The 14,037-nt window shown below is 73.1% G+C and carries 7 protein-coding genes; 4 read left to right on the top strand and 3 right to left on the bottom strand.

Features of this window, described 5'->3' with window-relative positions:
• The first annotated feature begins 35 nt into the window (after positions 1-35).
• Complete coding sequence (locus M1E25_RS11665) at positions 36-7,838, top strand: non-ribosomal peptide synthetase (protein WP_251413752.1); 7,803 nt, start codon at positions 36-38, stop codon at positions 7,836-7,838.
• A gap of 109 nt (positions 7,839-7,947) precedes the next feature.
• On the top strand, positions 7,948-8,160 hold the full coding sequence (locus M1E25_RS11660; RefSeq protein WP_251413750.1) for an MbtH family protein: 213 nt from the start codon (positions 7,948-7,950) through the stop codon (positions 8,158-8,160).
• 97 nt (positions 8,161-8,257) lie between these two features.
• On the opposite strand, the gene M1E25_RS11655 is transcribed toward M1E25_RS11660, so the two are convergent.
• On the bottom strand, positions 8,258-8,704 hold the full coding sequence (locus tag M1E25_RS11655) for a hypothetical protein (protein ID WP_251413736.1): 447 nt from the start codon (positions 8,702-8,704) through the stop codon (positions 8,258-8,260).
• Positions 8,701-8,967, bottom strand: a complete 267-nt coding sequence (locus tag M1E25_RS11650) for a hypothetical protein (RefSeq protein ID WP_251413733.1) — start codon at positions 8,965-8,967, stop codon at positions 8,701-8,703. The genes M1E25_RS11655 and M1E25_RS11650 overlap by 4 nt, the downstream gene beginning before the upstream one ends.
• 374 nt (positions 8,968-9,341) lie before the next feature.
• Here M1E25_RS11650 and M1E25_RS11645 point away from each other — a divergent pair, with 374 nt between their 5' ends.
• Both M1E25_RS11645 and M1E25_RS11640 read left to right on the top strand, forming a co-directional pair.
• A complete protein-coding gene (locus M1E25_RS11645) occupies positions 9,342-9,932 on the top strand; it encodes a winged helix-turn-helix domain-containing protein (RefSeq protein WP_251413730.1) in 591 nt (196 codons plus the stop codon).
• Positions 9,933-9,943: 11 nt separating this feature from the next.
• Positions 9,944-11,191: an MFS transporter gene (locus M1E25_RS11640; RefSeq protein WP_251413727.1), complete on the top strand. Its 1,248-nt coding sequence runs from the start codon at positions 9,944-9,946 to the stop codon at positions 11,189-11,191.
• Between the two features lie 281 nt (positions 11,192-11,472).
• Here the strand turns inward: M1E25_RS11640 and M1E25_RS11635 are convergent, their stop codons facing one another.
• A complete protein-coding gene (locus M1E25_RS11635; RefSeq protein WP_251413724.1) occupies positions 11,473-14,037 on the bottom strand; it encodes an FtsX-like permease family protein in 2,565 nt (854 codons plus the stop codon).

The raw sequence follows: 14,037 nt of genomic DNA, 5'->3' as shown, positions 1-14,037 counted from the left end.
AGCCGCAGACCCGAATCACCCTGGAGGACCGTCCGATGACTGCCGACCGCAAGGCGAGACTGCGCGAGGAGATGCGCCGCCGGCTCGCCGCGAAGAAGGACCGGTCCCACGAGATCGGGCGTGCCGCTCGGGAGGGACGGCTGCCGCTGTCGTTCGCCCAGCAGCGGCTGTGGTTCCTGGACCGGCTGGAGAGCGGCCGGGCGGACTACAACTCCGCGTTCTGCCTCGACCTGCGCGGAGAGCTGTCCGCCGAGGCGCTGGGCCGGGCGTTCGCGGCTCTCGTCCACCGGCACGAGTCGCTGCGCACGACGTTCGCCGAGGCGGACGGCGAGGGCGTGCAGGTGGTGCACGAGGCGGACGCCGCCGCCCGCGCCCTGCGGATCGAGGTGACGGACGCGCCGGAGGACCCCGAGACGGTGAAGCGCCTGGTCCAGGAGCACTTCGCCGCCCCGTTCGACCTGGAGCGCGGACCGCTGCTGCGGGTGCACCTGTTCCGGGTCTCCGAGCAGCGCCACGTGCTGCTCGTGGTGATGCACCACATCGTCATCGACGGCTGGTCGATGGGCGTGCTCCGCAAGGAGCTCGACGTGCTCTACCGGGCCGCGTGCGACGACGCCGCGCCCGGTCCCGCCGCCCTCGCGGCCGCGGCCGGTCTGGCCGAACCCGTGCTCCAGTACGCGGACTACGCGGTCTGGCAGCGCGAGCGCCTCACCGGTCCCCGCTACGCCTCCTCGCTCGAGCACTGGAAGCGCCGGCTCGACGGCGCCGGCCCGCTCCAGCTGCCCACCGACCGGCCCCGCCCGCCGGTGCGCGGCACCAGCGGCGACGCGCACCGCTTCCGGCTGCCCGCCGCCACCGCCGAAGCGATGGCCCGCGCCGCCGAGCAGTGCGGGGCGAACCTGTTCCAGGTGCTGACCGCGGGCGTGCAGCTGGTCCTCGCCCGCTGGACGCGCTCCGAGGACGTGGTCGTCGGCACCGTGGTGGCCGGCCGCGACAACCCGCAACTGAGCGATGTGGTGGGCTTCTTCGTCAACACCGTGGCGCTGCGCGGCCGGGTCGACGAGCAGCAGTCGTTCGGCCGGCTCCTGGAGACGGTCAAGGACGACGTCCTGGCCGACCTCGACCACGCCGACATCCCGTTCGACGCCGTGGTGGACGCGGTGCTCGACGAGCGGGACAGCTCGACCCCGCCGCTCGTGCAGGCCGCCGTGGTCCTGCAGAACCTCGACGGCGGCCGCGGCGCCGCCCTCGGCGGGCTCGAGGTCGAGGAGTTCCCGCTGCACCGCGAGCACTCGGTGTTCGACCTGACCTTCGAGTTCCTCCCGGGCGCCGACGGCATCGACTGCTCGCTGGAGTACAACAGCGAGATCTTCGACGGCGCCACCGTCGCGCTGCTCGCCGGCCAGCTCGCCGAGGCGCTGGCGGGTGCCTGCGACGAACGCCCGCTGCGCGAGGCCGACCTCGGCGGCGGCAGGCTGCCCGCCGTCTCCGACCTGCCCGCCCCGGCCCCGCGCACGCTGCCCGCACTGTTCGCCGAGCACGTCGCAGCGACGCCCGACGCCACCGCGCTGCTCTTCGACGGCGGCGAGGTCAGCTACGCCGGACTGGACGAGAGGGCGGGCCGGTTCGCGTCCCACCTGCTGGAACGCGGCCTCGGCCGGGGCGAGTTCGTCGGCGTGTGCCTGGAGCGCGGCCCCGACCTGGTGACGGCCATGCTCGGCATCATGCGCGCCGGAGGCGTGTACCTGCCGCTGGACCCGGGCTACCCGGCCGAGCGGCTCGCGTACATGGCCGAGGACTCGGGCGTGCGCACCGTCGTCACCTGCACCGGGCTCGCGGCGGGTCTGCCCGGCTCCGTCGAGTTGCTCCTGCTCGACGAGGCGGCCGAGGAGATCGCAGCCGCCGACCCGGCCCCGGCGAGCAGCGGCATCGGCGTGCACGACGCCGCGTACGTCATCTACACCTCAGGATCCACCGGCCGCCCCAAGGGCGTCGTCGTCACCCACCACGGCATCGCCGCGCTCGCCGCCACGCAGCGGGAGCGGCTCGGCATCGGACCGCGGGACCGCATCCTCCAGTTCGCCTCGCCCAGCTTCGACGCGGCGATCGCCGAACTGGTCGTCGCCCTGCTCAACGGCGCCGCCGCGATCGTGCTGCCGCGCGAGGAACTGACCGGCGAGGGCCTGCCCCGGGCGCTGCACAGGTACGGCGTCACCCAGGTGACGCTGCCGCCCGCCCTGCTGCCCAGCCTCAACCCGGACGACCTGGGGCCGGTGCGGGTGCTGCTGGTGGCCGGCGAGGCCACCCCCGGGGAGGTCGTGGCGCGCTTCTGCGCCGACCGCCGGATGGTCAACGGCTACGGGCCGACCGAGTCCACCGTCGCCGCCACCATGAGCGGCCCGCTGTCCGGCGGCGGGACCCCGCCGATCGGCACGCCGGTGGCCGGCGCCCGCGTCCACCTGCTCGACCCGTGGCTGCGTCCCGTCGCCCCCGGTGTGCCGGGCGAGTTGTACATCTCCGGCGACGGCCTGGCCCGCGGCTACTTCGACCGGCCCGGACTGACCGCCGAGCGGTTCGTCGCCGACCCCTTCGGCCCGCCCGGGAGCCGCATGTACCGCAGCGGCGACGTGGCCCGCCGGCGCGCGGACGGCGAGCTGGAGTTCCTCGGCCGCGTCGACGACCAGGTCAAGGTCCGCGGCCACCGCATCGAACTCGGCGAGGTCGAGAGCGCGTTGACGGCCCTGCCGGGCGTCGCCCAGGCCGCCGTCGTGCTGCGGCGCCCGGGCGGCGAGAACCGGCTGGTCGCCCACGTGGTGCCGGACGCGTCCGGGACGGACCTCGGCCCGGACGGGCTGCGCACCGCAGTCGCCGACGTCCTGCCCGACTACATGGTCCCGTCCGCCTTCGTCCTCCTCGACGAACTGCCGCTGACCGCCAACGGCAAGATCGACCGCAAGGCGCTGCCCGACGTCGACTGGTCCGGCCAGTCGGGGGCCGGCTACACCGCACCCCGCACCGCCACCGAGGAGACCCTGGCGGGCGTGTGGGCCGAGCTGCTCGGACTCGAACGCGTCGGCGTGCACGACAACTTCTTCCGGGTCGGCGGCGACTCCATCAGCGGCATCCGGCTCATCTCCCGCATCGCGGACGCGACCGGCGTCCGGATGCCCGCCCGCGCCCTGTTCGACCACCCGACCATCGCCGCCTTCGGCGCCGCCCTCGACGCCGCGACCGCCGCGGGCACCTCCGCCGCGGACCGGATCGCACCCGCGCCGCGCGACGGCGACCTGCCGCTCTCCTACGCCCAGCGCCGCCTGTGGTTCCTCAACGAGTTCGACCCCGGCGGCTCCGAGTACAACTCCGGCGGCGCGCTGCGCCTCAGCGGACCGCTGGACGTCACGGCGCTGCGCGCCGCGCTCGACGCCCTCGTGCACCGGCACGAGTCGCTGCGCACCGTGTTCGCCTCGCGCGGCGGCGAGCCCGTCCAGGTGATCCGGCCGCCGCACCCCGTCCGGCTGCCCGTCGCCGACCTCCGCGCGATGCGCCCGGACGAGCGCGACGCCGAGCTGGAGCGGCTGCTCACCGAGGGTGTGCAGCAGCCGTTCGCGCTCGACGAGGGTCCCCTGCTGCGGCTGCTGCTCGTCGCCCTGGGGCCCGAGGAGCACGTGCTGCTGCTCGCGATCCACCACATCGTCACCGACGCCTGGTCCACCTCGCTCATCACCCGGGAACTGGGACGGCTCTACCACGCCGCCCTCGGCTCTCCCGGGCTGCCCACCGCGGACCTCGCCACCGCGGCCGGCCTGCCCGAACTGGCCGTTCAATACGCCGACTTCGCGGTGTGGCAGCAGGGCCGGCCGACCGGCGAGCAGCCCGAGGCCTCCCTCGAGTACTGGCAGCGTCGGCTCGACGGGGCCGTGCCGCTGGACCTTCCGGTCGACCACGAGCGGCCGCAGGTCCGCGGGACCGCCGGCGCGGTGCACACCTTCGAGGCGCCGGAGCACGTGCTCGCCGGACTGCACCGGCTCGGCCGCGCCCACGACACCACCCTGTTCATGACGCTGACCGCCGCCGTGCAGCTGCTGCTGGCCCGCTGGACCGGGCAGCGGGACATCACCGTCGGCACCGTCACCTCGGGTCGCGACCGCGCCGAACTGGAGTCCGTGGTCGGCTTCTTCGTCAACACCCTCGCCCTGCGCACGCAGGTGGACGAGTCCGGCACCGTCGCCGGGCTGCTCGCCGCGGTGCGCGAGACCGTGCTGGAGGCCTTCGAGCACGGTGAGGTGCCGTTCGACCGGGTCGTCGAGGCGGTGGCCCCGGAGCGCGACCCCTCCCGGCCGACACTCGTCCAAGCCGTGGTGGCCCTCCAGAACGCCCCGGGCGGGGCCGCCGCTCTGGACGGTGTGGAGATCGGCGAGTACCCGCTGACCCGCGTCCACTCGCTGTTCGAACTCAGCGTGGACTTCGGCGAGGCGGACGGGCGGCTGCTCGGCTCCGTCGAGTACAGCACCGACCTGTTCGAGGCGGCCACCGTCGCCCGCTTCGCCGAGCAGCTGGGCACCCTCCTGGCGCAGCTCGCCGGACAGCCCGACGGCCCGCTGCACCGGATCGCCTCGCTCCCCGGGGCGGAGCACGCCGCGCTGACGGCCGCCGCCGACGGCCCGGACCTCGCCGCGGGCGAGGGCCACGCACTGGACGGGCTCACCGCCGCCGCGACAACCCACCCCGGCCGGCCGGCGCTCACCGGTGGCACCACCACGCTGTCGTTCGGCGAGTTGGAGGAGCGGGTCAACCGGCTGGCCCGGCACCTCATCGGCGCCGGCATCGGTCCGGGCCGGACGGTCGCGGTGTGCCTGCCGCGCACCCCCGACGCCGTCGTGGCGATCTTCGCCGTGCTGCGGGCGGGCGGCGCATACGTCCCCGTGGACCCGGGCTACCCGGCCGAGCGCATCCGCACGATCCTCGGCCAGGCCGCTCCCGCCCACCTGCTGGCGACCGCGGCCACCGTGCCGGTGCTGCGCTCCGTCGACCCCGGTCTGCCGATGACCGTCGTGGACGACGAGCGGACCGCGGCCGTGCTCGACGCCCTGGACGCCTCACCCGTCGCCGACCGGGACCGCACCGCGCCGCTGGCGCCGGACCACCCCGCGTACGCCCTGTACACCTCCGGGTCCACCGGCACTCCCAAGGGCGTCGTCGTCTCGCACGGCAACCTGGCCAACGCGGTCGGCGGCTACCGTGCCACCGTCCTCGGAAAACTGTCCGGTAAGGGGCAGTTGACCGCCGCGCACCTGGCGGCCTGGACCTTCGACGCCTCCTGGGACCCGCTGGTGTGGCTGCTGGAGGGCCACCACCTGCACGTGATCGACGAGGAGACCCGGCTGGACGCCCAGGGGTTGTGCGCCTACCTGGACACCCACCGGATCGACTACTTCGACACCACCCCGTCGTATCTCACCCAGCTCGTCGACGCCGGCCTGCTCGACGCGGGCCGGTACCGCAGGACGGCCGTCACGGTCGGCGCCGAGGCGCTCGACGCGGCGCTCGCGGCCCGGCTGTTCGACTCGGGTGTGGAGGTCTGCCACAACTTCTACGGGCCCACCGAGAACACGGTGAACAGCGTCCAGTGGCCGGTCCGCCCCGCCGAGCGGCCACTGATCGGCCGCCCCATGCCGGGAGTGCGCGCCCTGGTGCTCGACGCGTGGCTGCGGCCGGTCCCGGTGGGGGTGCACGGTGAGCTGTACCTGGGCGGTGGCAGCGTCGCGCAGGGCTACTCCGGACGCCCCGACCTGACGGCGGAACGCTTCGTCGCCGACCCCGGGGGCTCCGGCGAACGGCTCTACCGCACCGGCGACATCGTCCGCTGGACCCCCGACCACGAGCTCGAGTTCATCGGCCGCGCCGACTCCCAGGTGAAGGTGCGCGGTTTCCGCATCGAACTCGGCGAGATCGAGGCGGCGCTGGCCGCCCTGCCGGGGGTCGCCCAGGCGGCCGTCGTCGTCCGGGAGGAGAACGCCGGCCCGAAGCGGCTGGTCGGCTACGCGGCCGGGGAGCACCTGAGCGCCGACGCCCTGCGGGCCGGGCTGGCAGCCGTCCTGCCCGACTACATGGTCCCGTCCGCGATCGTCCTTCTCGACGCCCTGCCGCTGACCGCCAACGGCAAGCTGGACCGCAAGGCGCTGCCCGCCCCGTCCCTGGAGGCGTTCACGACCGGCGAGCACGTCGCCCCCAGGACCCCGACCGAGCGGAAGCTCGCCGAGGTCTGGGCCGCGCTCCTCGGGCTGGAACGGGTCGGCGCGGAGGACAACTTCTTCGAGCTGGGCGGCGACTCCATCCTCAGCATCCAGCTGGTCTCCCGGGCCCGCAAGGTCGGACTGGTGTTCACGTCGAAGGACGTGTTCATGCGGCAGACCGTCACCGCGCTCGCCGCCGCGATCGACGAGGCCGGGTCCGGGGCCGGGGGGGGTGCCGGTCTTGTGCCCGCGGCGCAGCAGAGCGCCGTCACCGGCGAGGTCGAACTCACCCCCGTGCAGCGCTGGTTCCTCGAGAGCCACCCGCAGGCGCCCGAGCACTTCGACATGTCGCTGCTCGTCGAGACGGCCGACGGCGTCGGCCCCGACCTGCTGGAACAGGCACTCACCGCCCTCGCCGAGCACCACGACATGCTGCGGCTGCGCGTGGAGCGCGAGGACGGCCACTGGTCCCAGCGGATCGTCCCGGTGGCGGAGACCGGACCGCTCCTGCGTCGCGTCGACGCGGCCGGCACCACGGACGCACAGATGGAACAGCTCGTCGCCCGTGAGGCAGGCCGGTCCCGGGATGCCGAACGGCTCGCCACCGGGCCGCTGTTCGAGGCCGTGCTCTTCGACGGGGACGGCACCCGCCGCTCCCGGCTGCTGCTCACCGCGCACCACATGGTGGTGGACGGCGTGACCTGGCGGCTGCTGTTGGAGGACCTCGCGGTCGCGCACGCGCAGCTCGAGGCCGGCAAGCCGGTGGACCTCGGCGCCAAGTCGTCGTCGTTCCAGCAGTGGGCCGCCCGGCTCGCCGGGCACGTGGCGGACGGCGGGTTCGACGCCGAGGCCGCCCACTGGGCCGCGGTTGCGGAGGGGGCTCTGGCCGAGGTGCCGGTGGACCACCCCGGCGGGGCCAACACGGTCGCCTCACAGGCCGCCGTCACCGTCGCGCTGTCGCCGGAGCACACCCGGCTGCTCGTCCAGGAGGCGCCCGCCGCCTTCCGCAGCCGGATCGACGACGTCCTGCTGGCCGCCCTGGGCCGAGCGTTCGACAGCTGGGCCGGCTCCTCCCGGGTGCTGGTCGAGCTGGAGGGGCACGGCCGGGAGGAGCTGTTCGACGACATCGACCTGTCCCGGACGGCCGGCTGGTTCACCACGGTCCACCCCGTGGTGCTGGACGTGAGCGCGGGCGACCCGTGCAAGCGGGCCGTCGGCGCGGTCAAGCGGCAGCTGCGGCGGATCCCCAACCGGGGCATCGGCTTCGGCGCGCTGCGCCACCTCGGCGACGAGCGGCAGGCGGGCCCGCTGCGCGCCCTGCCGCCGGCGCCGGTCAGCTTCAACTACCTGGGCCAGTTCGGCGGCGCCGAGGAGGGCGACGGCTTCTACCACGCCTTCCTGCCGAGCCCCGGCGGCGACCACGCGGCCGGCGAACTGCGCACCAACGTGCTGGACGTCACCGGCAGCGTCGCCGGCGACCGCATGGAGTTCACCTGGACGTACTCGGCGAACCTGCACCGGCCGGAGACGGTCGAGGAGGTCGCCGGGCTGTTCGCGGCGAACCTCCGGGAGATCGCGGAGGCGTCCGCGAGCGCCCGGAAGTGACCGCCGTTCCGTTCCGCATCACCGCACCACCACCCCGGGCCACCGGGGCACCGACATCGCAACCGCAACCGCAACCGCTGAAGCAACAGCAGACGAAAGGACAACTCCCATGAGCAGCAACCCCTTCGAGGACGAGAACGGCACCTTCCTGGTCCTGGTCAACGCCGAGGGCCAGTACTCGGTGTGGCCGGCGTTCGCCGAGGTGCCGGACGGCTGGGACGTGGCGCTGACGGAGTCGTCGCGCGCCGACGCCTTGGAGTACGTCAACACCCACTGGACCGACATGCGCCCGAAGAGCCTCGTCGAGGCCATGGGCGAGTAACCGGTCGGGTTCCCCCCGCACACGAAGTCCGGCCCCCACCGCACGGTGGGGGCCGGACTGTTGTGGCCCGCCGCCCGTGAGGTGGGGCAGCGTTCCGTCAGACCTTCTCGACTCGCACGGAGTATCCCGTGAGGAGTTGATTCATGTCGTCGACGTCCGACGTGAAGACGGTTGCCTGAGCTCCTTGCGCGGCCTCCCGCCCAGCCACAGCCGCCAGGACGGCGTCGATGGCGTACTTGTGACCGTGCAGACCTGCTGCCTTCAGCATGTCGCGCGCCATGGTGATCACCTGGTCGTCCGTGTGCATGACGCGGATCCGGGACAGTGTCCAGTTCCACAGTGCCTGTCTCGATGTTTCGCGGGGGTCCCACGCTTCCAAGGTCGTGAGCGACGAGGTCACGATGGGGATGTCGAGCCGCGGGGCCGTCTTGATCAGCGCCGCCATCTCCCGATCGCCCTGGACCGCCTTGGAGAGAGCCTCGGAATCGAACACGAGGACGCGCTGTCGCGGCCGGTGCGGCTTCGCTCGAGCGGTGCGGCTCACGCGACCTCGTCCGAACGAGATCGGTGCTCGTCATGCCAGTCGTCGATGGCGGCGATGCGGTCCAGCGCCGCTTGCTGCTCGTCGTCCGTCACGGCGCCGTGCTCTTCTTCGAGACGTTCGGCCAACTCGCGCAGTCGGTCCATGGAGTCCTGATGAGCGGCGGCGGCCGCGATATAGCCGGACACCCCGCGCGCGTCGACTCGCTCTTTGATCGATTCCACCAGTTCGTCCGGCACTGTGATGGTGATCTTCCGGGTTGCCATACTTTGAGTATGCCACGTTGATGTGGCGGGGCTCGCTCTGGCCGGAGAATCTGTCCCCAGCAGCTCGGGGGTGCGCGAGCGCTGCCTTCACTGCGGAGTCAGGGCCCGACGGCGCGGCGAAGTCAGGCTCCGAGTTGGTGTCGGACGGTGTTGATCCGTGGGCGATATGCGGGAGATCGACTCTCCGTCCGCTCGCAAATAACCGCGAACGAGAAGCCCGAGGCGATGCTGTTCGCCTGCCAGACCTCACCACAGTCCGCTACGGCTGATCGCCCGATTCTGCAGCAGTCCCGTGTCCGCGGGTTCCAGTCGGTGGATCGAGCAGTTGCACAAATCTTATTGCGCAACTTTTGTTTTCTATCTAACTTTGGCGCATGGCCAAGGAACCGACGCCGACGATCACTGATCTCGATGCGCTGAAGGTGTTCACCCATCCCCTCCGGATCGCGCTGTACCGCGAGCTGTACATGGCTCGCTCCGCGACCGCGTCGAAGCTTGCGGAGCGGGTGGACGAGGCGGTGTCTCTCGTCAGCTATCACCTCCGCAAGATGGCGGCGCATGGCTTCATCGTCGAGGCGCCGGAGTTGAGCACAGACGGCCGCGAACGGTGGTGGAAGCCGACTTCGGAGAAGGGGTGGACCTTCCGCAACTCGGACTTCGTGGGCGATCCCGAGGGCGCTGCGGTGGTCGGGCAGGTGACCAGGCAATTGCTCGCGACGCGCGCCGAAGGGTACGGGACCTACCTCGACCAGCAGGCGGCGTGGCCGAAGGAGTGGTCGGACGCCTCGTTCAGCTCCGAGTACCTGCCACGGCTGACGGCGGCAGAACTCGCCGAGCTGGGGGAGGAGATTCACGTGCTCGTCCGACGCTGGGTGGAACGCGGCCAAACGGCCGAGGCGGCTGGCGACACCGAGGGCCGCGAGCATGTCGCACTGCATCTTTACGGATTCCCGTACCGGCCGTGAGGAGACGTCACGTGACTGCGATATCCGCACCGCCGGATTTGCCGCCCGCTCATCGGGATGCGAATGTGCTGCGCTGGCTGGGCGCTCTCGTCTTCTCGTTGCTGGGTGACAACGTGTATTTTCTCGCCCTGTCCTGGGCGGCAACCCGGGTTGGCAGCCCGGCGCAGGCGGGGTTGGTGCTGGCCACCGCATCGGTTCCGAGGGCTGTGCTGATGCTCGGTGGCGGGGTGGTGGCCGACCGGTTCGGGCCGCGCAGGGTGGTGATCGGCAGCGATCTGACGCGGTGCGTGGTGGTCCTTGTTGCGGCCGGCGTTCTGGCAGTGACAACCCCCGGTTTGTGGCTGTTGGTGGTGGTCGGGCTGGTCTTCGGCACGGTGGACGCCCTGTTCCTGCCGGCGGTCGGCGCACTGCCGCCACGTATCACCAGGCCGGATCAATTGGCCCGGGTACAGGGTCTGCGCGGGTTGGCCACCCGGGCGGCCACCATCGGCGGTTCGCCGCTCGGCGGCCTGGCCATGGCGCTGGGCGGCCCCTCGATCGCATTCGTCGTCGCCGGGATGCTGTTTGCGGTATCGCTGCCGCTGCTGATCGCCGTACGGGTCGCACCTCTCCCAGATGACGAAGATCGGCCAACCCGGACCGGTGGCGCCGCTGTCTGGTGTGATTTGGCCGACGGCCTGCGGCACATCCGCCATGACAAGCTTCTGACGTCGCTGATGGTCGTCCTGGCGATCAGCGAACTGGGCTTCATGGGCCCGTTGAACATTGGAGTGACCCTGCTCGCTGACGAACGCGGCTGGGGTGCCACCGGGCTCGGCTGGATCGTCGGCGGCTTCGGAGCCGGAGCCGCCGCCGCATCCCTCCTATTGGCCACTCGCGGTCGGCTCCCGCGCGCAGGGCTTACTCAGCAGGGATGCCTTGGCCTCGGCGCGGTGGGAATCAGTGCGCTTGCCCTCGCACCATCGCTGTCCGCTGCTGTTGGGGTTGGCGTCACGATCGGGCTGACCGTCGGACTCAGCGGGGCACTGTACGCGGCGCTGCTGCAAACCGCCGCCAACTCGGCATACCTCGGCCGAGTCACCGCCGTCGCCAGCCTGTTCTCACTTGGCGTCACCCCCCTGACCTACCCCCTCACCGGTGCGGCCATCGCCGCCTGGGGAACACGCCCAATCTTCATCGCCAGCGCCCTGGTCGTTGCACTCGGGGCTGTCGCCGGGCTGTGCGCCCGCTCGCTACGCTGCGCCGAACTCCCCGGCTGACGCTGTGCTCGAGATCCGCCCCGAGACCAGCACCGCGAAGGACGTTCATGCGCACGTCATGTGGAACACACAGCGTGGGCGATCAGCCACATGGGTCAGCTGCTCAAGAGGCGTCTCCGCCCGGGCTGACCGTTGCCGTCGATGTCAGAACCTGATGCCAACCGCCCCGGACCAATGGCGTTTGCGCCGGCGTCCCGGCAGGATGCGAACTTGCAGCACCCGCTTGAGGAGAACCGGGGTAGGTGGCGCCGGCCGGCCGGGGGTGTCCGGCCGGCGCCGGCTCATTCGCGGACGCCGATGGCCTCCACCGGGGCGATGCGCAGGGCGAGGCGGACCGGCACCGCGACCGATCCCAGGCCCAGCAGGACCGCGACCGCTACCACGGCCAGGTACACCGCCGGGGTTCCGGCGGGCACCGGGCTGCCGAGGAACCCGGTCCCGAGCGCGCCCAGCGGTACCGCGGCCACCAGCGAGCCGAGCGCCACGGCCAGGGCGCAGACCAGGCCCGCCTCCAGCCGCAGCGTGCGCATGACCTGCCGCCGGGTGGCCCCCACCAGCCGCATCAGGGCGAACTCCCGGGAGCGGGCGGAGGTGGCGACGACCAGCGTGTTGACCACGGAGACGGCGAGGTAGCCGAGGATCACGGCGAGGCCCGTGAAGTTGATCCACGCGTTGAGGACGGACTCCGCGCGGGCGCCGTCCGCGAACTGTTTCCGGTCGAGCAGCGACAGGCTCGGATGCTCCGCGGCCAGCGAGCGCAGCGCCGCGGCGACGTCCGCCGGGTCCCGGCCCTCCTCGGCGCGCACCAGCAGCCGGCCGGGCGCCTCCGTCGTGTGCCCGGCGACGGCCTCCTGCGGCAGCGTCATGTCCCCGAATCCCAGGCCGCGTTCGTAGGTGGCGACGATCCGCAGCCGGGCCGGGGCGCCGTCGCCGAGGCGGACGTCCAGCCGGTCGCCCACGCCGGTGCCGAGGAGTTCGGCCTGCGAGTGCTCGACGGCCACCGTGCCGGGGCCGCGCAGGTCCTTCAGGCTGCCGTCGACGACGCCCGGGTCCATGGTCCGCGTCAGGCCGTCCGTGCCGACGGCGCGGGCGCTGAAGCCCGCCAGGTCCTTGTCCTCGAAGACGGTGAAGGGCACGAACACCTTGGTGTCGGTGACGGTCACCGCGGCGGCCACTCCGGGCGTGCGCCGGACCTCGTCCGCCACCGCGGGGGCGATCCCGCCGGAGCCGTTGTCGGCGAGCAGTAGGTCCGCGGTCAGGCCCTGGTCGACCTGCCGCTCGGAGGCCGCGGCCAGGGTCGTCTGCGTGTAGACCATGGTGAGCGTGAACCCGATGGCCAGGACCAGCGGCATCGCTGCCGAACCGGCCCGGCGCAGCCCGGCGTTGGTGTTGGCCACCACCAGGAACCCGCTGACCGGCAGCCGGCGCAGCAGCGGCGCGGTCACGGCGACCCACACCCGGACCACGGCAGGGCCCAGCAGGGCCAGGCCGACGACGCACAGCAGCGCGGCGCTGCCGGTGCCCGCGGCGCCCACCTCGCTGCGCACGTACAGCGGCGACATCGCCGCGCCCGCGCCGCACACCAGGCAGAGCAGGCCCAGCGTCCGCCGCCAGCCGGGCAGCGTGGCGGGCTCGACGGCGGCCTCGCCGAGGGCGTCCACCGGGTTGAGCCGGGCCGGGCGGCGGGCGGCGGCGAGCGCGGCGACCACCGCGGTCAGCACGGTCAGCAGGACGGCGCCGGCCAACGGGGCGGGGCCGATCACGATCGGCAGGTCCTCGGGCACCGCACCGAAGCGGGCGAACAGCCCCCGCATCGCTTCGGCGAGCCGCACGCCCGGCAGGCAGCCCAGCACGCCGCCGATCAGCGCGACCAGCACCGACTCCGCGACGACCATCCGGTAGATCTGGGACGGGGTGGAGCCGATGGCGCGGAGCACGGCGAACTCCCGCCGGCGCCGGCCGACGGAGAGGGCCAGGGTGCCGGCCACCACGAAGACCGCGATGAGGACGGCCGTACCGCCGAAGGAGGCGGCGACGAGGAACAGCAGGTCGCGGGAGGCGCCGACGTCGGGGAACTCGATCCGGGCGGCGTCGTCCCCGCCGTGGGTGACGGTGCCGCTCCCCGCGGCGCGTTGCACGGCCGCGGCCAGCGCGGCGGTGTCGGTGCCGCGGTCGGAGACGACCCCGACGGCGTCGGGGCGTCCGGGATGGCCGGACAGCCGTGCCGCCTCGGCGGGCGTGAAGTAGACGGCCAGGGTGCGCTTCCACGCGTCGCCGGCCGGCGACGCGGCGATGCCGCTCACCCGGTACACGGCGGGCACGGACGCCCGCGTGACGCGCACCTCGTCCCCGGTCCGCAGTCCCGCGGCGCGGGCCAGAGCGGACTCGACGACGATCTCGTCCCGTGACCGGGGAGGGTGGCCGTCCGTCAGGCGGAGCGGGGCGAGGGCCGCGGAGTCCCAGGCGTGGCCCGACGAGGGGGTGGTGCGGGCGGCGCCCGACCGGTCCGTGACGGGCGTGACCGCGACCTCGACGTCGTAGTCGCCGACGGCGGTGCGGACCCCGGGGACGGCGGCGACGTCGTGAACGGTCCGGGCCGCCAACGGGCGGTGCTCGGGCAGCGGTTCGGCGACGGTGAAGTCACCACCGGGGATCCGCAGGGTCCGGTCCGCGCCCACGACCAGCCGGGCGCCGGCGTAGCGCTCGGCGGGGACGGACACGCGCAGCCCCGATTCGGCGAGCACGCCGGAGGCGGTCATGACGGCGGAGCCGCACAGCAGCGCGACGAACACGCCGGCGAAGGAGGCCTTGCGGGCCCGCAGGGTCTTCCAGGCGAGAGCGAACAC

Origin of the sequence: Streptomyces meridianus, from assembly GCF_023703325.1 — a bacterium.
Taxonomy (GTDB): domain Bacteria; phylum Actinomycetota; class Actinomycetes; order Streptomycetales; family Streptomycetaceae; genus Streptomyces; species Streptomyces meridianus.
Note: the sequence above shows the minus strand (reverse complement) of the source record. Positions and strands in the feature narration are given on the sequence as shown.